The organism is Aeromonas crassostreae, assembly GCF_054052445.1.
This window is the reverse complement of record NZ_JBSTYM010000003.1, coordinates 242,033-266,270: the sequence shown is the minus strand read 5'-3', so window position 1 is coordinate 266,270 and position 24,238 is coordinate 242,033. Positions and strand designations below refer to the sequence as shown.

At 62.8% G+C, this 24,238-nt stretch carries 17 protein-coding genes and 1 other RNA gene; 5 read left to right on the top strand and 13 right to left on the bottom strand.

The features are described from left to right. Nucleotide 1: 1 nt before the first annotated feature. The 3 genes from ACW5W4_RS04100 to ACW5W4_RS04090 are packed head-to-tail and all read right to left on the bottom strand — an operon-like array spanning nt 2 to nt 4,319. A complete protein-coding gene (locus ACW5W4_RS04100; RefSeq protein WP_456688508.1) occupies nt 2-958 on the bottom strand; it encodes a DUF5655 domain-containing protein in 957 nt (318 codons plus the stop codon). Next, nucleotides 955-2,349, bottom strand: coding sequence for a restriction endonuclease subunit S (locus tag ACW5W4_RS04095; protein WP_456688507.1), 1,395 nt, complete (start codon nt 2,347-2,349; stop codon nt 955-957). Before ACW5W4_RS04095 ends, ACW5W4_RS04100 begins: the two co-directional genes overlap by 4 nt. Then, a complete protein-coding gene (locus ACW5W4_RS04090) occupies nt 2,346-4,319 on the bottom strand; it encodes a type I restriction-modification system subunit M (protein ID WP_456688506.1) in 1,974 nt (657 codons plus the stop codon). Before ACW5W4_RS04090 ends, ACW5W4_RS04095 begins: the two co-directional genes overlap by 4 nt. Nucleotides 4,320-4,809: 490 nt before the next feature. On the opposite strand from ACW5W4_RS04090, the gene ACW5W4_RS04085 reads away from it, so the two are divergent. After that, complete coding sequence (locus ACW5W4_RS04085) at nt 4,810-7,473, top strand: phage/plasmid primase, P4 family (protein ID WP_456688505.1); 2,664 nt, start codon at nt 4,810-4,812, stop codon at nt 7,471-7,473. Nucleotides 7,474-7,696: 223 nt separating this feature from the next. Here ACW5W4_RS04085 and ACW5W4_RS04080 read toward each other — a convergent pair whose 3' ends face one another. From ACW5W4_RS04080 to ACW5W4_RS04035, 10 genes are all read right to left on the bottom strand, one after another. Beyond that, entirely contained in the window at nt 7,697-8,815 is a 1,119-nt protein-coding gene (locus ACW5W4_RS04080) for a tyrosine-type recombinase/integrase (RefSeq protein ID WP_456688504.1), read from the bottom strand. Between the two features lie 85 nt (nt 8,816-8,900). Beyond that, an RNA gene (gene ffs / locus ACW5W4_RS04075) (signal recognition particle sRNA small type) lies at nt 8,901-8,997 on the bottom strand. Between the two features lie 102 nt (nt 8,998-9,099). Then, nucleotides 9,100-9,888, bottom strand: coding sequence for a sulfite exporter TauE/SafE family protein (locus tag ACW5W4_RS04070; protein ID WP_456688503.1), 789 nt, complete (start codon nt 9,886-9,888; stop codon nt 9,100-9,102). 101 nt (nt 9,889-9,989) lie between these two features. Further along, entirely contained in the window at nt 9,990-11,426 is a 1,437-nt protein-coding gene (locus tag ACW5W4_RS04065; RefSeq protein WP_456688502.1) for a basic amino acid/polyamine antiporter, read from the bottom strand. Nucleotides 11,427-11,772: 346 nt separating this feature from the next. Then, a complete protein-coding gene (locus ACW5W4_RS04060) occupies nt 11,773-12,531 on the bottom strand; it encodes an SDR family NAD(P)-dependent oxidoreductase (RefSeq protein ID WP_456688501.1) in 759 nt (252 codons plus the stop codon). A 60-nt stretch (nt 12,532-12,591) separates the two neighbouring features. Further along, nucleotides 12,592-13,503 carry a 3-hydroxyisobutyrate dehydrogenase gene (gene mmsB / locus ACW5W4_RS04055; protein ID WP_456688527.1) on the bottom strand — a complete coding sequence of 304 codons (912 nt, stop codon included), beginning with the start codon at nt 13,501-13,503 and terminating at the stop codon, nt 12,592-12,594. Continuing rightward, the gene (locus tag ACW5W4_RS04050) at nt 13,503-14,645 is read right to left on the bottom strand and encodes an enoyl-CoA hydratase/isomerase family protein (protein ID WP_456688526.1); all 1,143 of its coding nucleotides are present in this window, start codon (nt 14,643-14,645) and stop codon (nt 13,503-13,505) included. The genes mmsB and ACW5W4_RS04050 overlap by 1 nt, the downstream gene beginning before the upstream one ends. Before the next feature lie 22 nt (nt 14,646-14,667). After that, nucleotides 14,668-15,480: an enoyl-CoA hydratase gene (locus ACW5W4_RS04045; RefSeq protein WP_456688500.1), complete on the bottom strand. Its 813-nt coding sequence runs from the start codon at nt 15,478-15,480 to the stop codon at nt 14,668-14,670. A 37-nt stretch (nt 15,481-15,517) separates the two neighbouring features. Next, nucleotides 15,518-16,675, bottom strand: coding sequence for an acyl-CoA dehydrogenase family protein (locus ACW5W4_RS04040; RefSeq protein WP_456688499.1), 1,158 nt, complete (start codon nt 16,673-16,675; stop codon nt 15,518-15,520). 16 nt (nt 16,676-16,691) lie between these two features. Continuing rightward, nucleotides 16,692-18,203, bottom strand: coding sequence for a CoA-acylating methylmalonate-semialdehyde dehydrogenase (locus ACW5W4_RS04035; RefSeq protein ID WP_456688498.1), 1,512 nt, complete (start codon nt 18,201-18,203; stop codon nt 16,692-16,694). A 212-nt stretch (nt 18,204-18,415) separates the two neighbouring features. Here ACW5W4_RS04035 and ACW5W4_RS04030 point away from each other — a divergent pair, with 212 nt between their 5' ends. From ACW5W4_RS04030 to ACW5W4_RS04015, 4 genes are all read left to right on the top strand, one after another. Continuing rightward, a complete protein-coding gene (locus ACW5W4_RS04030; RefSeq protein ID WP_456688497.1) occupies nt 18,416-19,564 on the top strand; it encodes an isovaleryl-CoA dehydrogenase in 1,149 nt (382 codons plus the stop codon). Between the two features lie 55 nt (nt 19,565-19,619). Then, nucleotides 19,620-21,239 (top strand): carboxyl transferase domain-containing protein, encoded by a 1,620-nt coding sequence (locus ACW5W4_RS04025; RefSeq protein WP_456688496.1) that lies wholly within the window; start codon nt 19,620-19,622, stop codon nt 21,237-21,239. 10 nt (nt 21,240-21,249) lie between these two features. After that, nucleotides 21,250-22,104, top strand: coding sequence for an enoyl-CoA hydratase-related protein (locus ACW5W4_RS04020; protein WP_456688495.1), 855 nt, complete (start codon nt 21,250-21,252; stop codon nt 22,102-22,104). A gap of 130 nt (nt 22,105-22,234) precedes the next feature. Next, on the top strand, nt 22,235-24,217 hold the full coding sequence (locus ACW5W4_RS04015) for an acetyl/propionyl/methylcrotonyl-CoA carboxylase subunit alpha (RefSeq protein ID WP_456688494.1): 1,983 nt from the start codon (nt 22,235-22,237) through the stop codon (nt 24,215-24,217). Nucleotides 24,218-24,238 lie beyond the last annotated feature (21 nt).

Sequence of the window (24,238 nt, the reverse complement as noted above, 5' to 3'; positions counted from 1 at the left end):
ATCAGTTCTCCAGGTAGGAACGCTCGATCAGGGGGATCACCTTCTCCCAGTCCTGCTGGTGACGGATGGTCAGCTCCAGATCACCGGTCCCCCAATGGCCCTTATTGCGGGCATCGACAATCATCCCCTCCGATAGTTCGACGGTATCGGGGTCGAGATTGAGATAGAGCTTGAGATGCGGATCCTGCTGGGTGGAGGCAATCACCACGCAGACAAAGTTACGGATCTTCTTGAAGGCCGTATAGAGCTTGAGCTCTTTGCGTTGCACCTCATCACCCAGGACCTCCATAAAATCGCACACCGACTCGTGAAGTGCACGCAACGATGGGCTGGCGGCAACCAGCCGTTCGGCATTGGTACGAACATGACCATTGGAGGTTTGGACTGGTTCGCTCGCCGGCATCTGAGGGGACAAGCCAGTCTCTGCCGGTGTCGTGAGTTTATTGACTTGACTGGACACCGCATTGACCAACTCCAGCATCAGCAGGTCATCGCCAAACAACTTGTAGCGGAGCAGCTCGACATTACGGTTGATCTGCTGCACGGCGTGCAGGTCGTAGCGGGTGAAGTCACCGGCGATACAGAGCAGGCGAGTACCAGACCACTCGATAACGTCGGCCACCTCTTTCCCCAGCGTCTCCATCACCAGCCAGCGGAACTCGGCCTGGTGGTCAAGCAACCAATCCAGGTAGAAAAGGCCCTGATTGATCACATTTTCGTTGCTGTAACGCTTGTACTCGATGATCACCGGGCAGCCATTCTCGTCGATCCCGAGAGAATCGATCCGCCCCTTGTGGGTCTTGCCGGTGGTATATTCGCTGGCCAGAAAGCGTACCCCGAGAAAGGCTGCCATCTGCAGTTCGATCAGCGCCTGCAGTTGCTTTTCCACCACGGCGGCCTTGCCTTCCAGCTCGCTGACACCTTGTGGGCCGTAGCGAAACAGCTTGATATCGCTCATGCGGCCACCTCTTCGGCAGGCGGTGTCCAGCCCCGCAGATCGATCTTGCCGGTGACGGCGGCGGTAATCAGGGCGGTGCGGCGTTCTTGCAAGAGGCAGATTTTTTCTTCTGCTTTCTGCAAGACATTTTTAAGAATGCCCAATGTACTAAATGCCCAAGTAATGATTTCTTTCTGTTCATCTATCTTGGGGAAACCAGCAGTTAATGAGCGAACATCATCCATGCCAATGGTCTTGATCGTTGCCCCAAATGTGTATCTTTCGAACTCCAATTCCATAGCATAGAAAATCAACAATAAAAACTCAGGGATAACTTTCTTTTCGTTACAGATCCAAGCGATTAAATGCTGCGATACTGCCATTGGTATTGTAGTTATTGCAGCCAATCCGATAGAAGCATCTCTAGTGAATACAACTGCTCGTTCTGGCAATAAATGTGCAGAAGAGTTTGCCATTCCAAGTTCATTGATCTTATAAAATGTGTCAGAAATGTAATCAACAACCTTCAATGTTTTCGAATCGTTCAACGATACCCAAGGAATATTACAATCAATCCAATACTCCTCCACTTGGCGGCTTGGTGTATGACCGCTTTCAATTTTTGCATAGTTTTTAATTCTTGATACAGCCCAATGTTCCGGCACTTGGCCAAGCCACTCAACGCCGGAGTCTTTCATGGGGGCATCGGGGTTGAGGCCCTTGGTGACGGCGTGTGAGATCACCGCCTGCCGCTTCTCTTTGAGCAGTTCAATCAGCCGCTGCTGCTGGGCAATCAGCCGGTCTATCCGGGCGATTTCGTAGTCAAGGAAAGAAAGGACTTTGATTCGCTCTAGTTTGGGAGGAATAAGTAATGGAGTCTCTTTTATATTGCTTGAAGAGATAGAGGCCAGATTGGTACTTTGCTTTGCAACACTGTAAAAATAAAATTTTGCATAAGAGGACTGCATCAGTTGTTGCAACCACTCTGGTTCAATGTTTTCTGTCCTAATTGCGAAGACATGATTTTGGTGAATGCAAGACTCTATATCACCTTGCCATACAGCACCACGTCCTAATTTATCATTATCTCCACCCTCATTCATCAAAACATCGCCCTTTCGGAGACTATAACGCTCTAGTTCGTGAGGCTCGATATCGATTTGATGAATATCGTCAAGGTTTAAATATCCATCTTGAACATTTGCAACTCGAAGCATCGGTACGCTGATCGTTGTTTTATCGGTTAGATCTTTTCCCTTCGGGATACCAGACTGAATAGAAGCAGTATGCTTTAGTCTGCGAACAATCCAATGGATTGGAATATCCCCCAACAATTCCACACCAGAATCCTTATATTCTGGATAGGCATGATACTTCCCCGACTGCATTGCTTCGACCTCCGCCTGACTCATGAATGTACCTCCGTCAGCAGTTCCATAATCTCTTTGGCGACCGCATCGAGATCGGCGTCGATGGCCTCCAGCGAGCGTGGCGGCTGATACTGGTAGAAATGACGGTTGAAGGGGATCTCGTAACCGACGATGCCTACCTGACCATCGAATGGGTCGGTTTTGCTGGTATCGATCCAGGCATCCGGCACATGGGGTAGTACCTCACGCTTCAGATACTCATGGATGTCTTCCCCGAGCGGCACGTTCTCGTAGTCCCGCAGATCGCTGCTGGCCTCCACTTCCCCCTTGCTCTTGCACACTTGGGCTTCATCACACTGCTCGCCGAAGGTGCTGACCAGCAGCTTAAAGGCCGGAGCGGGCAGTTTGATTGTGCCTAACGCCTTGGTGAGCTGCTTTTTGAACTGCTCACGGCAGAGCAGCAGCTCCGGCAGCGTTGGCAGTGCCTTGAGGATGGCCTGCTGCAGCTCGGTATCAAGCTTGGCCCAGCCCTTGTCAGCGGTAAGGCTGGCGAGGCGCTCGGCATCCTGCGGGGAGAACGCCAGTTTCAGCGGCCGCTCCACCGTGATACGGCGGTAACCGAAGGCGGTGGTGGGGAAGATCTTGGCAATCGGCCCCGCCTCGTAACGGCTGGCGAGGTGGACGATCTGTTCGATGGCTTCGTCGCTCAACTGTTTACGCTTGGAGCCCAAGGATTTACGCATGGGGCTGTGCAGGTCAGTGGCGTTGATCAGCAGCACCTTGCCCTTACGCTCGACCGGTTTGTGGTTGGAGAGCACCCAGATATAGGTGGCAATACCGGTGTTGTAGAACATGTCGGTGGGCAGAGCCACCAGGGTATCGAGCAGGTCGTGCTCCAGGATATAGCGGCGGATCTCGCTCTCACCACTGCCCGCCCCGCCGGTAAAGAGTGGCGAACCGTTGAGGATGATGCCGATACGCGCTCCCTGGCCCTCACCATTCGCCGGCTTCATCTTGGCGATCAGATGCTGGAGAAACAGCAGCGAGCCGTCAGATACACGAGGCAGACCAGCCCCAAAGCGGCCCTTGTGGCCTTTTTGCAGGTGTTCGTCCCGCACCTGCTTCTCGACCTTCTTCCAGTCCACCCCGAACGGCGGGTTGGAGAGGCAATAGTCAAACTTGTCCAGCGGTAACTGGTCATCGGAGAGGGTATTGCCGAGCTTGATGTTGCTGATGTCCTGCCCCTTGATCAGCATGTCGGCCTTGCAGATGGCATAGGACTCTGGGTTGAGCTCCTGGCCAAAGGTGGCGAGCCGGGCCGCCGGGTTCAGCTCGTGCAGGTACTCCATGCCGCAGGAGAGGAAGCCGCCGGTGCCCGCGGTGGGGTCATAGATGGTCCGCACCACGCCTGCCGTGGTCAGGGCACCGTCATCGGCGGCGAATACCAGGGAGGTGGTGAGCCGCACGATGTCGCGGGGGGTGAAGTGCTCCCCGGCTGTCTCGTTGGAGCTTTCGGCAAACTTGCGGATCAGCTCCTCGAAAACCAGGCCCATGTGGTAGTTGTCCACCGTCTCGGGGGAGAGATCCACATTGGCAAAGTTGCGGACCACCTTGTAGAGCAGGTCGGCATCCTCCAGCAGATCGATGCTGGCAGCGAAGTTGAAGTGCTCGAACACCTCAAATGCCTCGCGGGAGAAGCCCCTCACATAGGCGTCCAGGTTGTCGCCTACTTGCTTCTCACCAAGGTTATCCAGGGTGAGTTTGGCGGTGTTGTAGAAGCTCTGACCGGCGGCACTCAGCAGCAGTTTGTGACGAGCCAGATCGGGCAGCGCCTTGTTGCTCTCGGCGGTGGCCAGCACCTTGTCACGGGTAGGGGCCAGCACACATTCCAAACGGCGAAGCACGGTGAAAGGCAGGATGATGCGGCCATACTGGGACTGCTTGAAATCACCTCGCAACAGGTCGGCTACCGACCAGATGAGATTGGCAAGGGATGAGATATTGGTGGTCATGAAAACCTCGTGGGACCGCCGGGCGGTTTGAGACAGACGAAATGGCGGGGATTCTACCACGGGAGACCGGCCATGAGTGTGATCTTGACGGCCCCCTTCCCAGGATGGATGCACATATCGCATTTTCAGGCTGTTCGATGTGGACCAGCGGATTGGGGTCTGCCAGTCCATGGCACCGACAAGGGAAGCCGCAATATTGTGAACTTGATCCCGCTATCGAGATCACATGAAAAAATCTTTGATCGTGGATTTTGCGTTGTTCACAACGAAAACGCGAAATGGAGCCTGAGAGGGCCAAAAAGAGGGGTTGTATTGCTTCTGCCGATCCGTATAGTCGGGGTTGTCGGCGGGTAAACGCCCCCCGCACATCGAACCTTGGCTCTACGCCATAAGCCCTCGGGGGGCGTCGTTACCCGACCTGATTACCGCCGCTTGGAACACCTACACAACTGATTTTAGTTCCAGCTGCGGTCATCGAAGGAGAGACACCATGTCTCAAACCAACCCAGTTGACCTTGAATTTGCTCTGGCTGATGCAGGCCACTCCCTGAATATCGACTTTGCTGCTGTGAAAGAGCAGTTCCCCATTATGGATGTCGCCTCTGCCCTGACCGGGCAAGACGTCAGGAAAGTCGGCTCCAACACCTATCGATTGGATGATGCCAGTTGCCCGCTATGCGGTCATAACGACTGCTTCACCCTCTATCCTGACGACGACAACTTCCACTGCTTTAGTTGCGAGGAGAGAGGGGACGTGTTCGACCTGATCATCAAGTGCGGTCAGGCTAACAGAGCGTCTGACGCCGCCCGTTTGCTCCTGCTGGGAGAGCTGGCCGTCACCCCGACCGTTCGCAAAGTGGTGATGCTGGAGCAGCCCGTCTACACAGCCCCACCCGCTCGTCTGCAAGCGCTCTTCAAACTAGCCGCCAGCCACTACCAAGCTCGTCTGAACACAAACGAGCTGGTGGAACTACGTGGCCACTCCGAGGAGGTACTGGTGGGGCTGGATATCGGCTTCTCCGGTGGCCTGAACAAGGCACTAAAGGATGCAGGATTCAGCCAAGAGGAGCGACTGGCATCCGGTCTGGTCAAGGCCAGCCAGGAGAGCCCAGACCTCCTGCGTGACTTCTTCCCGAGTGGTGTCTATGTGTTCCCGCACTTCGACCGCAACGGACAAGTCAGTCGCTTCACCTTCAAGGACCCCAACAAGCAGTATCAGTTCCAGTTGCCGAGCCAACACTGGCTTAACGGGGTGCAGTTCTACGGGGAAGAGAGTCTGAATGCCCCCGGCCCTGTCGCCCTGGTAGAGGGCGAGAATGACCGCCTGTCGCTGGTAGATGCCGGTTGGCCGGGCCCTGTGCTGGCCACCATCGGGACACTATCACAGACCCAGTTGAAGTGGCTGGGGCGTGAGCTGGCTGACTGTTATGTCGTCACCTTCTTCGATACCGATGAGGCGGGCGACAAGTACCGCTCCAAGGTGGCTCTGCTCGGCCTCAAGCTGACTCAGGTCAAGCTGCCGGATGATGTGAAGGACATCGACGAGTATCTGCACGGCGACAACCCGCTGCCCCTGGCAGAGCTGGTGGCGGCATTCACCCAAGTTGAGCCTTTGGCCGGAGCCGAAGCCGAAGCCGAAGCCGAAGCCGAAGCCGAAGCCGAAGCCGAAGCCGGCCAGGATAGCGATCTGGAACCTGAAGTAATCAAGGTCAGTCCTCGCACACATATCTCGTCAGCCGAGTTCAACGACTCCGCTAACGCCCAGCGGCTAGTTGAGCTACATGGCCATAACCTGCGGTTCATCCCTGAGTTTGGCGGCTTCCTCCATTTCAATGGAACGTACTGGACGCATAACGACCTGAGCCCGCTGAAGCTCGCCCAGTCTGTTGGGGAAGAGATCCAGCACATCGGCCAACAGCTACTTGCCAAGGCCACCAACAAGGATGCCATCAACTGGGCACATTCGGTCAGCAGCTATGGTAACCGCAGCCTGAGTCGGGCCAGCATCCAGAATATGTTGGAGCTGGCCAAATCGATGATGGCAGCAAGGCTGCACGAACTGAATGCCGATCCGATGCTGCTGGGTACGGCTAACGGCGTCATCGACCTAAAGACCGGTCGACTGTTGGCACCGAGACGGACATTTATGATGACCCACCACAGTCCGGCAGTGTATGACCCGGTGGCTACCTGCCCGAGGTGGGAGCAGTTCATCAGCGAGATCACCTGTGGGAATGCCGACTACGCAGCCTTCCTGCAACGCTGCGTGGGCTACTGGATCACCGGACGCACTGACGAACAGCTCCTGTTCTTCCTCCACGGAGGCGGTTGCAACGGCAAGAGTACCTTCATGTCGGTCATTCAGCAGTTGCTGGGAGAGTTCAGTCGGCAGATCAGTAGTAACGTTCTGCTGTTCAATCGCAACGGAAGCAACGGGCCGAACCCGTCCCTGACCAAACTGGTAGATGCTCGCCTGGTGGTCGCCAACGAGTTACCGGAAGGGTCGCGTATGGATGAGAACTTGGTGAAGGCCATGACAGGAGATGACATCATCGTCGCTCGCGCTCCCTACGCCAAGACCGAGATGGAGTTCCGCCCTCACTTCTCACTGGTCATGGTGGGCAACCACAAGCCGGAGATCCGGGATACCAGCCCCGGTATGTGGCGTCGGATGATGCTGTTGCCCTTCAATGCCTCTTTCACCAAGGAGCAGTTGGACCCGCAACTGATGGAGAAACTGCAAGCTGAGCTGCCCGGCATTCTGAACTGGGCCATCAAGGGCTGCCAGATGTGGCAGGAGCAGGGCCTCAAGGCATCCATGCCTGCCAGTCTCAGGGCGGATGTCGAGAGCTACCGTGCAGAGTCAGACCTGGTGGGGTGCTTCCTGGAGGAGTGCAGTCAAGCTAGGGAAGGAGCCAAAGTGCCCATGAGCGAAGTCTATGCGGCGTACAGCCTCTGGGCCCAGCAACATGGCGAGTGGGTCATGAAGCAGCTTGCCCTCAAGAAGAAACTGGCGGAAAAGGGTTACACGATCACCCGCTATAACAGCAAGGTCACCGTCATCGGGTTGACCCTGCTCGATAGCGAGATGGCTGACATGACCGTCTCAGCCCACCGGGAGCAGCCGGAGCCAGGAGCGAACTACACTGTGTGACGAATGGGGGGCCTTCGGGCCCCTCTGCTGTTTTTGGTTTCCCCGCGTTCCCCACCGACAAAAGGAAGGGGCTCATTCAGGATGATTAACCTGCTGAAATTACAACTATTTATAGAACTTTTCTGTGAGAATTTCCCTAGAAAAAGTTCTTTAAAATGCCAGAATTTCAGCACTTCCAGCAGATCCCATCCTTCCCGTTTTCCGGCATCGGCAGGAATGGAGGCTACAAGGCAGCTTCAATGGCTTCCTTGAGCTTTTCAACCGAGATCCCTCCACCATAGCGGTCATAGCTGATCGCTCCGTTAGCGTGCCCCAGGATGGCAGCAGCGAATTGCAGCGGCACTCCTTTATCCTTCAATGTGCTTCCCACCGTGTGCCTCAAGCTGTGGAAATCTTTAGGCACCGGCCGGTTGCGACTGAACCACTGCCCCCACAGGTGGCTGTAGCCGTCTTGTCGATGGGACAGCTCGGTGAATAGCCTTCCCCCTGCCCTCCCCTGCACAAACGCCAGGAAGCCAGCCTCCAGCACCGCCGAATGGATCGGGATTAGCCTGGCACTGTTGTCTGTCTTGAGCTTCTGATCGGGCCTGCTGGCCTGCACCTTGATACACCAAACGTTATCCACCAGCACCACATCATCGGCATAGAGCTGGCAGATCTCATTGGCTCGAGCCCCCGTGTAGAGCCCCAACAGGGCTATCCAGCGGCGATAGGGCTCCTGCCTTTTCGCCCATTGGACAAACCGCAGCCTCTCCTGTTCCGTGTAGCCACTCCGCGTGTTGACCTCTTTGACCCGCTGTAACTTGAGTCCGGAGAAGTGGTTGACGATCCCCTCCTGATGATTGGCCAACCAGTTAAACAGCAGGGAGAGCTTCTGGAGGTACTTGTTGATGGTGGTCGGGCTCTTGCCGGAGTTCAGCAGCCCATCCTTGAACATGACCACGTCAGCCTTGTTGTAGCCTGCCGCTGGTCTGTCCCCCAGAGCCTCGATAAAGGAGCCGAGATAGTGCTTCTGATTCTTCCGCTCTTTGGGTGCCCAAGATAGGGCCTTTTCCTTCTGATAGCGGTCACTCAAGACTGACAGGAGTGGAGCAAGCGGTCTGGCCGCCCGAGCAGCAGGCTTGTGGTTCGACTGGTTTGCTGGTTCTTCAGTGGCACCAACAGACGGCACGGTAGACGTCGGTTTGGATCGCACACAGGCAAGCAACTGGGCAACCTTGTGGCGGGCACAAAGTTTGTCGCGGGTACGCAGGGATTGTTTGATCTCTTTACGACGACCACAGGGGAGCGTGGTGACTTTCCGGTAATACCAGATGCCGTGGGGACTGAGCCAGAGATTCATTGCGAGCGCTCCTGTCGTCCACATAAAGTGGATGACCAGACGGCTCAAGAGGGCTAACTTATTGATTTTCAGAAACAGGTGGTGGCCCCACCAGCCACATCCCGGCACTCGAGTCCCCCACCTTGGCTGCTACCTTCCGGTCCTGACCAGGTCGACGGGTTATCAATGCGAGAGGACCAATGGGACCACCGGCGAGGAGAATAGGCAAACTGACCGGTCAATGCAATGGCTTTCTGCCACGAGGCAATCCGTTCGCCTTATTTTTCAACAATCTGCCGAATGGTTCAGCTAAACAACATGAATTTTGTGCCCACCAGCAGCATCAGCAGGGCGAAGGCCTGCTTGAGGCGAGTGGGTGAGAGCCGGTGGGCCAGCCTGGCGCCAAGGCGGGCAAACTGGGTGCTGGTGAGCACTATCCCCAGCAGCGCGGGCAGGTAGATGAAACCCAGACTCCACTCTGGCAGGTTGGCATGGCCCCAGCCGGCGTAGAGATAGCTGAAGCTGCCCGCCAGGGCGATGGGCATGCTGCAGGCAGCCGACGCGGCGACGGCGTTGCGCATCGGCACGCTGTTCCAGGTGAGGTAGGGCACGGTCAGGGAACCACCGCCGATGCCAAACAGCGCCGACATCCAGCCGATCAGGGTGCCCGCTATGCCGGTTCCCACTGGACCAGGCAGATGCCGCTCCGCCTTGGGCCTGAGGTTGAGCCCCATCTGCAACGCCATGGTCCAGGCGAAGCAGCCGATGATGACATTGAGAGTACTGGCGCTCAGCAGGTTGGCCGTCATGCCACCGAGCCAGGCACCGATCAACATGCCGACCCCGAGGCGGCGGATCATCACCCAGTCGACCGCGCCAGCCTCCTGATGGGCCCTGAGCGAACTGAAACCGGTGAAGATCATGGTGGGCAACGAGGTCCCCAGAGCCAGATGAGTGATGATTTCGGGCTCAAATCCCATGGCCCGAAAGCTCACCACCAGCACGGGCACTATGATGAGACCGCCGCCGATGCCAAACAGCCCGCCCAATACGCCCGCAAAGGCCCCCAGCAACAGATAACCCAGAAACAGCATCTCGTGTCCTTGTGGTAAATCCCTGGCTGCGAACCGGGGAGGTGGGCAGCCAGGGGGGCAAAAAAAGAGGTGGCCCAGGGGCCACCTCGCTATTGTGCCGACTAACTCAGGGGAATGGTACCGTCCATCACCTTGTAGAAGGCCAGCACGGCAAAGCCCAGCAGGGCCGCCGTCATCCCCTGCTCCAGCCGGTTGAGGCCGCGCAGGCCGTGATGTTGGCGCGCCTTCCAGTAGATGAAGATGCCCGGACTGTAGAGCAGGGCCACCAGCAGCAGGTACTCGATCCCGGCGGCATAGACCAGCCAGCAGCCGTAGCCGGTGGCCACCAGGGCCAGCATCATGTCCCGCTTGCGCTGATGGGGCTGGCCCTGATAGGTCTGGCCGCTCAGGGCCAGCTTGAGGCCATAGGCGCCGGAGAAGACGTAAGGCACCAGGGCCGCGGCCGTGGTGATGTTGACCAGGGCCAGATAGGTGCTGCTCTGGAAATAGATGATGATGAGGAAGGCCTGCACCAGGCAGGTGGAGCACCAGAGGGCGACGCTGGGGGAGCCCCGCTCGTTCTCCCGGGCGAACCAGGCCGGAAAGACCCCGGTCTTGCCGGCGATGAAGGGCACCTCAGCCGCCAGCACTGTCCAGCTCAGCAGGGCCCCCATCACGGAGATCACCAGGCCTATGTTGATGAGCCAGGCGCCCCAGGGGCCGACCACGGCCTCCAGTATCATGGCGGTGGAGGGATTTTTCAGGGCCGCCAGCTCGGGCTGGCTCATCACTCCCAGGGAGAAGAGGGTGACCATGACATAGAGGGTCAGGGCGCCGAGCAGGGCCAACACGGTGGCGCGGCCCACGTCCTTGCGATGGCGGGCACGGGCGGAGACCACCACGGCCCCCTCGATGCCGATGAAGACCCAGAGGGTCACCTTCATGGTGGACTTGACCTGCTCCATCACGGAGCCAAGATCGCTATTGCCCTGCCCCCAGATGTCCAGGGTGAAGGTATCCAGATTGAAGGCGAGCAGCACGGCGACGCAGAACACGATGAGGGGCACCATCTTGGCGATGGTGGTCACCATGTTGACCAGGGCCGCCACCTGCACTCCCCGCAGCACCAGGGCGTGTACCGACCAGATGAGCAGGGAGGCCAGCGTGATGGCGATCGGGGTGTTGCCATCGCCGAAGATGACCTGGTCCGGGGTGTCGAAGAAGTAGCTCAGGGCGCTGAACACCACCACGGCATAGGAGACGTTGGCCAGCAGCTGGCAGATCCAGTAGCCCCAGGCGGCATTGAAGCCGACGAAGTCACCGAAACCGGCCTTGGCATAGCTGAAGATGCCGCCATCGAGATCCGGGCGGCGCAGGGAGAGGGTCTGATAGACCAGGGCCAGGCAGATCATGCCCATCCCGGTGATGGTCCAGCCCAGGGCCACGGCCCCGACGCTGGCATGGGCGGCGATGTTCTGCGGCAGGCTGAACACACCGGCCCCTATCATGGAGCCGATCACCAGCGAGATGAGCGCACCGAGCCCGAGTTTCTTGTCCATCGCTATCCTGTTGCTTGTCTGGGCGGCGGTTGAGGATCCCTGCTCAATTCGACACGCATCATCTGGGAGCGACTATCCCTGCCCCTGAAAAAGGCGGCAACTATATTGCATGACTATACGGCTCGCAATCCTTCGCCGTATCGATCGTTGACCACCTTGACCGGGCGCAATTTTACAGAAGTACGGGGATCGGCGTGTGAGCTGGGTCAAACTCTGCCGGATTGGGGCCAGATCCCGCCATCTTTCCCCTCTGCGCGCCCCATGACGCCTTGCATGGCCATGCAGATGGCGCCCACTGCAAATGACGACGGGGAGCCCAGGGCGCCCCGTCGCTGGCCGCCTTCGGCTAGAGCCGCAGGCCGCCGTCCAGCTCTATCATGCGCCCGGAGAGATAGTCGTTGCCGAGGATGAAGGCCACCGCATCGGCCAGCTGATCGGCCTGCCCCAGGCGAGCGGCGGGGATCGCCTGCAGCATGCGATCCATGGCCTCGGGTTTCATGGCCGCCGTCATCTCGGTGGCAAACACCCCGGGGGCGATGCCCATCACCCGGATGCCGTGGCGGGCCAGCTCCCGCGCCCAGGTCACCACCAGGGCGGCCACCCCCGCCTTGCTGGCGGCATAGTTGCTCTGCCCCATGTTGCCGGCCCGGGCGATGGAGGAGATGTTGATGATGACCCCTCCCTCGCCGTGGCGCGCCATCAGGGCCGCCCCCTCGCGGCCGCACAGGAAGGTGCCGGTCAGGTTGACGTCGATCACTGCCTGCCATTGGGCCAGGCTCATCTTCTCCACCAGCGCCCCTTCTTTCACCTTGATCAGCATGCCGTCCCGCAGGATCCCGGCGCAGTTGACGAGGCCGGCGAGAGAACCAAGGTGCTCGATGGCGGCAAAGCTCGCCTCCACCTCCTGCTCGTCGGCCACGTTGCAGACATGGAGCGAGCAGACTCCGCCCCGGCTCTGCAGCTCGGCCTCGGTGATCTCCAGATCCGCCCGGTTGACATCGATCAGGGCCAGCCTGGCCCCCCGGGCCGCCAACGCCAGGGCGATGGCCCGCCCCAGCCCTCGCCCCGCCCCTGTCACGGCGATCAGCTTGTTGTTCAGTTCCATTTCGGCTCCTCGTTGTCTCTGCTGACGGGCCCCGGCGGCCCGCCCCTTGGCCATCTCGTCTCACTCGGCTTCCCGATAGAGGTTGAGGATGCTGGAGAAATCCCGCTCCCCCTCCCCCCGGCTGGCATGCAGGTTGAACAGGTTGCGGGCCAGGGCCCCCAGGGGGACGGCGCTGTGGGCATGTTCGGCCAGGGCCATGGCCAGCCCCAGGTCTTTCACCATGAGCCGGGTCATGAAGCCCCCCTGATAGTCGCGCGATGCGGGCACATTCTCCATCACCCCGGGCCAGGGGTTGTAGCGTTCCAGGCTCCAGTTGCTGCCCGAGCTCTTGGCCATGATGCCGGAGAGCACGGCCGGATCCAGCCCCTCCTTCACCCCCAGCGCCAGGGCCTCCGCGGTGCCCGCCATCTGGATGGCGAGCAGCATGTTGTTGCACATCTTGGCGATCTGGCCCGCCCCCAGGCCCCCGGCATGGAACAGGTTCTGCCCCATGTGGGCCAGCACCGGCTTGGCCGCCTCGAAATCGGCGCGCTCGCCCCCGACGATAAAAGTGAGGGTGCCAGCCGCCGCCCCCGCCACCCCGCCGGAGACGGGGGCATCGATGAAGCGATGGCCCAGGGCCCGGGCGGCCTCCCCCACGGCCCGGGCCGAGGCCACGTCTATGGTGGAGCAGTCGATGACCAGGGTGTCCGGGCTCAGCGCGGCCAGCAGGCCGTTGCCCACTATGTCCCCAGAGCCCGAGCCGAGCCAGAGCCCCACCACATGCTCCCCGGCGGGCAGCATGCTGATCACCAGATCGCACCCCGCGACCGCCTGGGCGGCGCTGGCGGCGCAGTGACAGCCCGCCTGCTCGGCGGCGATAAGATGATCGGGCAGCAGATCGAACACCTGCACCCTCAGCCCAGCCCTGGCCAGGTTGGCCGCCATGGGCCCCCCCATGTTGCCAAGGCCGATAAACCCTACCCCTGTGATCATGATGCTCTCCCTTGCTTGTCAGCTTGTTGCTTCAGCCCGCGCCAGAGCGGGTTGTCCGTCTCCCCCGCCAGGACCGGCCAGCGGTAGAAGTCCGCGATCCCGTCCAGGGCCTCGGGCCCCTGCCAGTGAGGCTCCTTGTCCTTGTCGATGAGCAGCGCCCTCACTCCTTCGATAAAATCCCCCCTCAGCACGCAGTTCACCGACAGGGTCAGCTCCTCGGCGAAGGCTTCGGCCAGGGAGAGGTGACGCCCCTGCCAGTATTGGCGCCACAGCAAGGCCCGGCTCAAGGGGCTGCCGCCACGGCAGGTCTCCCGCTGCTGGGCCAGGGCCCCCTCCAGGGGCGCCTCGAACAGGCGGGCCAGCACCCCCGCCAGGCTGCGGCCCGCCAGCAGGGCCTCGATCTGTTCCCGCCAGGGCAGCAAGAGGGGCGGCGGCAGGGTCGCCTGGGCTGCCAGGGCCGAGAAGCACAACGCCAGCGCGTCATCCAGGGCCTCGCCATCCTGTTGCCAGTCCAGCGCCAGCAGCGCCGCCATCAGGCGGGGGCGATCGGTGCGGGCCAGGCCCCAGTCCGCCAGCCCCAGCCCCAGGGCATCGGCGCCGTTGCAGCGGGCCCCGGTGAGGCCGAGCCAGAGCCCGAGCCGCCCGGGCAGGCGGCTCAGCCACCAGCTCGCCCCCACATCGGGGTAAAGGCCTATGCTCACCTCCGGCATGGCCAGCAGGCTCGAGTCCGTGACCAGCCGAGAACGGGCTCCCGCCAGCAGCCCCATGCCGCCGCCCATGCAGATGCCGTCGGCGAGGCAGACAAGGGGCTTGCCATACTGGTGGATCAGCAGGTCGAGCCGGTACTCCTGCAAGAAGAAGTCCCGCGCATAGTGAAACAGTTCGCCATCGCTCATGCGCTGGCGCTCATGGTAGAAGGAGCGGATATCCCCCCCGGCGCAAAACGCCTTCTCCCCCGCCCCCTCCAGCAGCACGGCGCACACCCGGGGATCTTGCTCCCAGTCGCGCAGGTGCCGAGTCAGGGCCTGGATCATCGGCAGGCTCAAGGCATTGAGGGAGGCGGGGCTGTCCAGGGTCAACACCCCGAGCCATCGACCATCCCGGGTCGGCAACCACTCTGCCCGGACTCCCTCTCTCATCTCAGATGTCATCGATACCCCCTCATCCCGGCTGCTGGTTCGGTTCATTGCGTTCGCTCGCCGCCCCATAACGCCAGCGCGGCGCCCGCTTCTCGAGAAAGGCGGCCACCCCCTCCCGCTGATTGGGGTCCTCGAAGAGACCGAGAAAGAGGGTGCGCTCCATGGGCAGGGCCTGATCCCTGGGGCGACGACGCCCCTCGTTGATGAGCTGCTTGCAGGCGCGCAGGGCGGCCGGGCTCTGGCGCTCGGCATGGGTCGCCATCTGGCGCGCCGCCTCCCAGGCGCGGCCCACCTTGACCACCTCCTCCACCAGGCCGATCTGGTAGGCCAGGGTGGCATCCACCTTCTCGCCGCACAGTATCATCCGCTTGGCCCAGCCCGGCCCCACCAGCTCGGTCAGGCGCTGGGTGCCGCCGGCGCAGGGCAGCAGGCCCACCGACGCCTCCGGCAGCCCCATGATGGCCTGCTGCTCGGCGATGCGAATGTCGCAGGCGAGCGCCACCTCCAGGCCCCCTCCCATGGCAAAGCCATTGATGGCGGCGATGCTGACCCCGTGAAAGCGGGCCAGGGCCTCGAACGCCTCGCCAAAGGCCTGGGCCACCTGCTCGGCATGCTGGCTATCGCCATCGGCAAACATCTTGAGATCGGCGCCGGCGCAGAAGAACTTGTCGCCGGCCCCGCGCACGACCAGGGCCACTATCTCGGGTTTGCCATCGAGCTCGGCCATCATCTGCACGAAGGCGCGCAGGCTGGCCAGGGTCCAGGTGTTGGCGGGGGGATGGTCGAGGGTGATGTAGGCCACGTGGCCGTGGTATTCCAGCTGTATCCTCGTCATGGGATCATCCTTGTGTGTGGGCGGCATCTGGCGCCCCTCATTCCAGGATCAGGGAGGGGGCCGCCAGCAGGCGGCGGGCGATGATGAGCCGCATCACCTCGTTGGTCCCCTCCAGGATGCGATGGACCCGGGTGTCACGCAGGTAACGCTCGAGCGGGTATTCGCGGATATAACCATAGCCGCCAAAGAGTTGCAGGGCCTCGTCGCAGACCCGATAGCCCACATCCGTGGCCAGGCGCTTGGCCATGGCGCACCAGGCGCTCTTGTCCGGGCTGCCGCCGTCGAGCTTGGCGGCGGCCTGGCGCACCAGCAGGCGGGCGGCGGCGAGCTCGGTGGCCATGTCCGCCAGACGAAACTGCACGCTCTGGAATTCGCCGATGGGATGGCCAAATTGCTGGCGCTGCTGCACATGGGCAAGGGCGTCATCCAGCGCCTGCTGGGCGGTGCCCACCGAGCAGCTGGCGATGTTGATGCGCCCCCCATCGAGCGCCTGCATGGCAAACCTGAACCCCTCTCCCTCCTCCCCCAGCCGGTAACGGGTTGGGATGCGCACGGCGCTGAAATTCACCTCCCGGGTCGGCTGGCTGTGCCAGCCCAGCTTCTCCTCCGGTTTGCCGTAGGTGATGCCTGCGCTGTCGGCAGGCACCATAAAGGCAGAAATGCCCCTGGCCCCCTCCCCCCCGCTGCGGGCCATCACCACCAGCACCTGGGTGCTGCCCGCCCCCGAGATGAATACCTTGCTGCCCTCGAGGAGGTAATCTTCGCCGTCTCGCACCGCGCGGGTCTTGAGGGCGGCGGCGTCCGATCCCGCCCCCGGCTCGGTGAGGCAGTAGGAGCCCAGCAGCTCGCCGCTGGCCAGCCTCGGTACCCATTCTGCTGCCACCTCGGGAGGCAGCCAGCTGCCCAGCATCCAGCTCACCATGTTGTGGATGGTCAGGTAGGCGGTGGTGGAGGTGCAGCCCATGGCCAGACGCTCGAAGATGAGGCTGGCATCGAGGCGCGGCAGGCCGAGGCCGCCGTACTGCTCCGGGGTATAGAGGCCGCAAAAGCCGAGCGCCGCCGCCTCCCTGATGGTGGGGATGGGGAACTCGTGATCCCTGTCCCAGCGGGCGGCATTGGGCTTGAGCGCCTCGTTGGCAAAGGCGGTGGCGGCCTCGCAGTAGGCGCGCTGATCCTCGGTCAAATTGAAATTCATGGGCAGTTCGCCTCCCTCAGCGCAGGTTGATGGTCATGTTGGGGCCTGTGGCGATGTCTTCGTCGAACCAGCGTTCGGTCACCGTCTTGGTCTCGGTGTAGAAGCGCACCGCCTGCTTGCCGTAGGCGTGCAGATCCCCGTAGAAGGAGCCACGCCAGCCGGTGAAGGAGAAGAACGGCAGTGGCACCGGGATGGGGACATTGATCCCCACCTGGCCCACCGCCACCTCGTGGCGAAACTTGCGGGCCGCGGCGCCGCAGCCGGTGAAGAGGGAGGTGCCGTTGCCATAGGGGTTGGCGTTGATGAGGGCGAGCGCCTCGTCCAGACTCTCCACCTCCAGGCAGGCGAGCACGGGGCCGAAGATCTCCTCCTGGTAGATGCGCATCTCGGGGGTCACGCCGCGAAACAGGGTGGGCCCCACCCAGTTGCCCACCGGGTAGCCGGGCACGTCGCAAAAACGCCCGTCCAGCAGACACTGGGCCCCCTCGGCCATGCCTGCTTCAATCAACCCCTCGACTCGAACCTTGGCTTCAGGGCTGATAAGGGGACCATAAGCTGCCTCGGGATCGTGCCAGACACCCGGCTTGACCCTGGCGAACTCGGCGGCGAGATCCGGGATCCAGTCGCGGGCGCCGCCCACGAACACCGCCACGCTGATGGCCATGCAGCGCTGACCGGCGGCCCCCACCCCGGCCCCCACCAGGTTGCTCAGCACCTGCGCCTTGTTGGCATCGGGCATGATCACCATGTGGTTCTTGGCACCGACGAAACACTGGGCCCGCTTGAGGTGGTCGGTGGCGGTGCGATAGACGTGGGCGCCCACCCGGGCCGAGCCCACGAAGCTCACCGCCTTGACGTCAGGGTGGGCCAGCAGCGCATCCACCTGCTCGGCGCCCCCGTGCACCACGCTGAGGATGCCCGCCGGCGCCCCCGCCTCGGTAAACAGCTCGGCCAGGCGCATGGGGGTCAGGGGATCCTGCTCGGAGGGCTTGAGCACGAAGCCGTTGCCGCAGGCCACCGCCAGGGGAAACATCCACAGCGGTATCATGGCCGGGAAGTTGAACGGCGTGATGCCGACGCAGACCCCGAGGGGCTGCACCCAGGAGTGGCCGTCCACCCGGCGCGCCACATTGCCCATGGTCTCCCCCAGACTCTGGCTGGCGACGCCGCAGGCCTGCTCCACCACCTCGATGCCGCGCCACACATCTCCCCTGGCGTCCGCCAGATTCTTGCCTGTCTCCTGGGCCAGCAGGGTCGCCAGCTCGTCGTGATGGGCTTTGAGCAGATGCTGATAGTTGAACATGACCCGGGCCCGCTCGGGGGCCGGCACCTCCCGCCACAGCAGATAGGCGTCGTGAGCGGCCCGCACCGCCAGATCCACCTCCTCGGCCGTGGCCCTGGGGGCGCGCGCCAGCAGGCTCTGATCCGCCGGATTGGTCACCTCGATCCACTGATCCGTGGCCGAGGCGTGGGGCCCGCCATGGATATAGAGCGGCAGATCCCCGTACAGGGTGGCATGGCTGGTCATCTTCCTCACTCCTTTGAGTCTTGTTCGCCGAATGGATGACAGGGGCTGGCACGGCGCCGCCCCCTGGTCGCCCGGAATTTACCTTAGACTAACAATTGATTTACGTTTACGCTAACGTAAACTTATGCCAGTGATGGACTGACCAGTTTGGCCCCTGCCTGCGCCCATCTGGAACCCGATCGAACCTACCCCTTCAATTAAGGAGAGCAAGGATGCATGCCCTGATGGATGAGACCCTGTGCGCCCTGACCGAGCAGGTCGAGGCCTTCTGCCAAAAAGTGATCGCCCCGCGCGCCGCCGAGATTGACCAGAGCAACGCCTTCCCCCGCGACCTCTGGCCTTTGATGGGCGAGCTGGGGCTGCACGGCATTACGGTGGCGGAAGAGTATGAGGGTGTGGATCTGGGTTATCTGGCCCATGTGCTGGTGATGGAGCAGGTGAGCCGCGCCAGCGCCTCGGTCGGCCTCTCCTACGGCGCCCACTCCAACCTCTGCATCAACCAGATCCACCGCCACGGCACCCCTGATCAGAAGGCCCGCTACCTGCCCGATCTGGTGAGCGGCAAACAGGTGGGGGCGCTGGCCATGAGCGAGCCGGGGGCCGGCTCAGACGTGGTCAGCATGCGCCTCACCGCGGTGCGCGAAGGCGATCACTTCGTGCTCAATGGCAACAAGATGTGGATCACCAATGGCCCGGATGCCGACACCTTCGTCATCTATGCCAAGACGGATGCCAGTGCCGGGGCCAAGGGGATCTCCGCCTTCATCGTCGAGGCGGGCACCCCGGGATTCACCACAGCCCAGAAACTCGACAAGCTCGGCATGCGCGGCTCCAGCACCTGCGAGCTGGTGTTCGACCACTGCCGGGTGCCGGCCGAGAACCTGCTCGGCCCCCTGCACGGTGGTGCCAGGGTACTGATGAGCGGCCTCGATTACGAACGGGTGGTGCTGGCCGCCGGTCCCCTTGGCATCATGCAGGCCTGCATGGACGTGGTGCTGCCCTATGTGCGCGAGCGCAAGCAGTTCGGCCAGGCCATCGGCGAGTTCCAGCTGGTGCAGGGCAAGCTGGCGGACATGTATACAAGGCTCGCCAGCAGCCGCGCCCTGGTCTATTCGGTGGCTGCGGCCTGCGATCAGGGCCATACCAGCCGCAAGGATTGCGCCGCCGCCATCCTCTTTGCCGCCGAGAATGCCACCCAGATGGCGCTGGATGCCATCCAGCTGCTCGGCGGCAACGGCTATATCAACGACTACCCCACAGGCCGCCTGCTGCGGGACGCCAAGCTCTACGAGATAGGGGCCGGCACCTCGGAGATCCGCCGCTGGCTCATCGGCCGCGAGCTGATGGGAGAGCAGGTATGACGCGTCTTCCTTTGTCACCTGCCATCGGCAGCAACAACCAGATGGGAGAGAACCCATGAGCCAGATCCACTCCCGCCTGGATACAACGAGCGCCGAGTTTGCCGCCAATCGGGCCGCCATGCAGGCCCTGGTGGCCGATCTCAACGCCCGCCTCGCCGAGATAGCCCAGGGCGGCGGCGCGGCCAACAACGCCCGCCACCAGGCCCGCGGCAAGCTGCTGCCCAGGGAGCGCATCGATCAGCTGCTCGACCCGGGCTCCCCCTTCCTCGAGCTCTCGGCCCTGGCCGCCTGGCAGGTCTATGACGACCCCGTGCCCGCCGCCGGCATCATCACAGGGCTCGGCCAGATTGCGGGCCGGCTCTGCCTGCTGGTGGTGAACGACGCCACCGTCAAGGGGGGCACCTACTACCCCCTCACGGTGAAAAAGCACCTGCGGTCCCAGGCCATCGCCGAGCGGCTGCGCCTCCCCTGCCTCTATCTGGTGGATTCCGGCGGTGCCTTCCTCCCCATGCAGGACCAGGTGTTCCCCGACAGGGAGCATTTTGGCCGCATCTTCTACAACCAGGCCCGGATGTCGGCCCAGAATATCCCCCAGCTCGCCGTGGTGATGGGGCTGTGCACCGCCGGGGGCGCCTATGTGCCTGCCATGGCGGACGAGTCCATCATGGTAAAGGAGCAGGCCACCATCTTCCTGGCGGGCCCGCCCCTGGTCAAAGCCGCCACCGGCGAGGAGATCAGCGCCGAAGCCCTGGGGGGCGCCCTGGTGCACTGCGCCCACTCCGGGGTGGCCGACCACCTGGCCGAAGACGATGCCCATGCCCTGGCCATCGCCCGCACTCTGGTGAGCAATCTGGGGGATAACAGCCTGCCAGCCTCGGGTTTGCCTTCATGCCACCCAAGCTACGATGAGCCCCTCTATCCCATAGAGGAGCTCTACGGCCTGGTGGGCACCAGCCTCAAGCGCGCCTATGACGCCCGGGAGCTCATCGCCCGCCTGGTGGATGGCTCTGTGCTGGATGAATTCAAGGCTCTGTTCGGCACCACACTCGTCACCGGCTTTGCCCGCATCCAGGGCATGCAAGTGGGGATCCTCGCCAACAACGGCGTGCTCCACAGCGACAGCGCCCAGAAAGGCGCCCACTTCATCCAGCTGTGCAACAGGCGCGCCATTCCCCTGCTGTTTTTGCAGAACATCACCGGCTTTATGGTGGGAAGCCAAGCCGAGCGGGAGGGGATCGCCAAGCACGGCGCCAAGCTGGTCACCGCCGTCGCCTGCAGCCGGGTGCCCAAAATAACCTTGCTCGTCGGGGGCAGCTTTGGCGCCGGCAACTACGGCATGTGCGGCCGCGCCTATGAGCCCGATTTTCTGTTCAGCTGGCCGGGCAGTCGCATCTCCGTCATGGGGGGCGAGCAAGCTGCCAACGTGCTGGTGCAGGTGCGCCGGGACAAGCTGGCGGCCGACGGCAAGACCCTGGGGGAGCAGGAGGCGGACGCCATCCGCGCCCCCGTGATCGCGCAGTACGAGCGCCAGGGCCACCCCTACTACGCCAGTGCCAGGCTCTGGGATGACGGCGTCATCGACCCGGTCCAGAGCCGCACCGTGCTGGCTCTGGCGCTGGCCGCCTGCCAGGGGGCCAAGCCCGGGCCCGAGCAATACGGCATCTTCAGGATGTAAGGAGTGCGACATGTCCGATCCACTGTGCAATGACCCCCTGGCCGGCTGTCGGCTGGAGCGCCACGGTCCGCTGGTTGAGCTGGTGCTGGCACGCCCGGCGCGCCACAACGCCCTCGACGCCGCGCTGATGCAGGGCTTGCTCGACTGCCTGGAGGAGCTGGCCCACTGCCACGGCCAGCCGCTGGCCGAACGCCCCCATGTCCTGCTGCTGCGGGCAGAGGGCAACCACTTTTGCGCCGGCGCCGATCTCAACTGGATGCGCAACCAGTGCCATGGCGACTTCGATCCCAGCTCGTTTGAAAGAAACCGGGAGGATGCCCGGGTGCTGGCCAGGTTGATGCAAGCCCTGGACGAACTGCCCTTCCCTACCGTGGCCCTGGTGCAGGGGGCGGCCTATGGCGGGGCGCTCGGCCTGCTCTGTGCCTGCGACATGGTGCTGGCCAGCGAGGATGCGCGCTTCTGCCTCTCCGAAGTGAGCCTGGGGCTGGTGCCTGCGGTGATCAGCCCCTATGTGGTGCGCGCCATGGGGATGCGCCAGGCCCGCCGCTACATGCTGAGCGCCGAACCCTTCGATGCCATCACCGCCTGCCGCCTCAACGTGGCGCACCGGCTCTGCGCGCCGGGGATGCTGCTCTCGGAGGGGCGGGCCTTGGGGATGCGTCTTTGCCGCAACGGGCCCGAGGCGATGAAGGAGACCAAGCGACTGCTGGCCGCCATCGAACACCAGCCCGGCCGCCAGCACGAAGAGCGAACCGTCGAGACCATCGCCCGGGTGCGGGTCGGCCTCGAAGCCCAGGAGGGGATGCAGGCCTTCTTCGACAAGCGCCCCCCCAGCTGGCGCCCCCGTTTCAAGGATGAGACATGACGCAATACCGGCCCATCAAGCGCCCTCTTGTCGCCAACCACGGCGAGGATAACCGGGGGGCGGATCAACCCCTTGCCCCCCTCAATCGCTCCATAAACGAGGGTGCCTTTATGAATAACGAGGAGCAGACATGACAGATCAGACTCCCATCCAGCGTCTGCTGATCGCCAATCGCGGCGAAATTGCCGTGCGCATCATCAAGACGGCGAAACGCCTCGGCATTCACACCATAGCCCTCTACTCGGATGCCGACGCCCGCGCCATGCACGTGAGGCAAGCCGACGAGGCCTGGCATCTGGGGCCCGCCCCCGCCCGGGAGAGCTACCTCGACACCGCCAAGGTGCTGAAGATTGCCCGCGAGGCCGGGGCCGACGCCGTGCATCCCGGCTACGGCTTTCTGTCGGAGAACAGCGACTTTGCCAACGCCTGCGCCAACCTGGGGCTGCGCTTCATCGGCCCGGGCGGCGCCGCCATTCGCGCCATGGGGGACAAGTCCGGCGCCAAGGCACTGATGGAGGCGGCAGGCGTCCCCGTGCTGCCCGGCTATCACGGCCCGGATCAATACCCCGACTTGCTGCGTGATCAGGCAAGCCGCATCGGCTTTCCGCTGCTGATCAAGGCCGCCAGCGGCGGCGGTGGCAAGGGGATGCGCCGGGTCGAGCAGATTGACGAGTTTGACGCCGCCCTGGCGGCGGTGAAACGGGAAGCCCTGGCCGCCTTCGGGGATGACAACGTGCTGCTGGAGCGCTACCTCCCCCGTGCCCGCCACGTGGAGGTGCAGGTCTTCGCCGATACCCTCGGCAACGCCCTCTACCTGGGGGACAGGGACTGCTCCTTGCAGCGCCGCCACCAGAAGGTGATCGAAGAGGCCCCCGCCCCCGACATAGCCCCGGCGCTTCGCCGCGCCATGGGCGAGGCCGCCGTGGCCGCCGCCCGGGCCATCGACTATGTGGGGGCCGGCACCATCGAATTTCTGCTGTGCGGGGACGCATTCTTCTTCATGGAGATGAACACCCGGCTGCAGGTGGAGCACCCGGTCACCGAGGCGGTCACCGGCCAGGATCTGGTGACCTGGCAGCTGGCGGTGGCCGAGGGCAGGCCACTGCCGCTCACCCAGGAAGACGTGGTGCTGAGCGGCCATGCGGTGGAGGCGCGCCTCTATGCCGAGGACGTTGGCGCAGGCTTCTTGCCCGCGAGCGGCCCCATCCACTGGCTGCACTGGCCACAGGGAGTGCGCATCGACACAGGTGTGAGCACCGGCGATGAGGTGAGCCCCTATTACGATCCCATGATCGCCAAGCTGGTCGCCCACGGCCAGAGCCGCGCCCAGGCCTTCGCCAGGCTGGCCGATGCCCTGGCGGCCCTGAGTCTCGGCCCCCTGGTGCACAACGGCCCGCTCTTGCTGCGCCTGTGTGAGGAGCCGGACGTGTTGGCCATGGCGCATCACACCCAGTGGCCCATTCCCACCGAATCCCTGGCCACCCCGGACCTCGCCTGGCCGCTGGCCACCCTCTGGCTCGCCAGTCGCACCGGCCCCTCCCCCTGGCAGCAGGCCCCCGGCTTTCGGCTGGGGGAGAGCAGGTGCCTCTCGGCGGCGGTGCGCATCGGCGAGGAGAGCCGGGTGCTGACCCTGGCCGGGCACGGCGATCGGCTCACCTGGCAGGGGGAAACCTACCCCTATGCGCTGGGCACTGATCATATCCGCCTGCAGCGGGCGGGCCGCTGGCTGCGCTGCCCCGTCACCCCGGGGGCAGACGGGGCCTTCGTGCTGCAACTCGATGGCAGGCGCATTCCTTTCGCCGCCGATGATCACCGCCATCGGCACCCTGGTGATCACCAGGCCCCTGACCCTCAGGGGGCGATCGCCCCCATGCATGGCCTGGTGGTGGCCCTGCTGGTCGAGGCCGGGCAATCCGTCAGCCGGGGGCAACCCCTGCTGGTGATGGAGGCGATGAAGATGGAGCATCAGGTGCGCGCCGAGCAGGATGGGGTGATCGCCGAGCTGCTCTGCCAGGTGGGGCAGCAGATCAGCCAGGGAGTCTCCCTTGTGCGCTTTCAAGACGCGACCCGGGAGGGCGGCGAGCCGGCATCCACAGAGCAGGAGAGAACATGAAGAGTCACCATGAGGGGGCAA

Excerpts from the sequence above, each read along its gene's own strand:
- ACW5W4_RS04030 (WP_456688497.1), top strand. The coding sequence starts at position 18,416 with ATGCATGCCCTGATGGATGAGACCCTGTGCGCCCTGACCGAGCAGGTC.
- ACW5W4_RS04045 (WP_456688500.1), bottom strand. The coding sequence starts at position 15,480 with ATGACGAGGATACAGCTGGAATACCACGGCCACGTGGCCTACATCACC.
- ACW5W4_RS04100 (WP_456688508.1), bottom strand. The coding sequence starts at position 958 with ATGAGCGATATCAAGCTGTTTCGCTACGGCCCACAAGGTGTCAGCGAG.
- ACW5W4_RS04080 (WP_456688504.1), bottom strand. The coding sequence starts at position 8,815 with ATGAATCTCTGGCTCAGTCCCCACGGCATCTGGTATTACCGGAAAGTC.
- ACW5W4_RS04035 (WP_456688498.1), bottom strand. The coding sequence starts at position 18,203 with ATGACCAGCCATGCCACCCTGTACGGGGATCTGCCGCTCTATATCCAT.
- ACW5W4_RS04060 (WP_456688501.1), bottom strand. The coding sequence starts at position 12,531 with ATGGAACTGAACAACAAGCTGATCGCCGTGACAGGGGCGGGGCGAGGG.
- ACW5W4_RS04070 (WP_456688503.1), bottom strand. The coding sequence starts at position 9,888 with ATGCTGTTTCTGGGTTATCTGTTGCTGGGGGCCTTTGCGGGCGTATTG.
- ACW5W4_RS04040 (WP_456688499.1), bottom strand. The coding sequence starts at position 16,675 with ATGAATTTCAATTTGACCGAGGATCAGCGCGCCTACTGCGAGGCCGCC.
- ACW5W4_RS04025 (WP_456688496.1), top strand. The coding sequence starts at position 19,620 with ATGAGCCAGATCCACTCCCGCCTGGATACAACGAGCGCCGAGTTTGCC.
- ACW5W4_RS04095 (WP_456688507.1), bottom strand. The coding sequence starts at position 2,349 with ATGAGTCAGGCGGAGGTCGAAGCAATGCAGTCGGGGAAGTATCATGCC.
- ACW5W4_RS04020 (WP_456688495.1), top strand. The coding sequence starts at position 21,250 with ATGTCCGATCCACTGTGCAATGACCCCCTGGCCGGCTGTCGGCTGGAG.
- ACW5W4_RS04015 (WP_456688494.1), top strand. The coding sequence starts at position 22,235 with ATGACAGATCAGACTCCCATCCAGCGTCTGCTGATCGCCAATCGCGGC.
- ACW5W4_RS04050 (WP_456688526.1), bottom strand. The coding sequence starts at position 14,645 with ATGAGAGAGGGAGTCCGGGCAGAGTGGTTGCCGACCCGGGATGGTCGA.
- ACW5W4_RS04085 (WP_456688505.1), top strand. The coding sequence starts at position 4,810 with ATGTCTCAAACCAACCCAGTTGACCTTGAATTTGCTCTGGCTGATGCA.
- ACW5W4_RS04065 (WP_456688502.1), bottom strand. The coding sequence starts at position 11,426 with ATGGACAAGAAACTCGGGCTCGGTGCGCTCATCTCGCTGGTGATCGGC.
- ACW5W4_RS04090 (WP_456688506.1), bottom strand. The coding sequence starts at position 4,319 with ATGACCACCAATATCTCATCCCTTGCCAATCTCATCTGGTCGGTAGCC.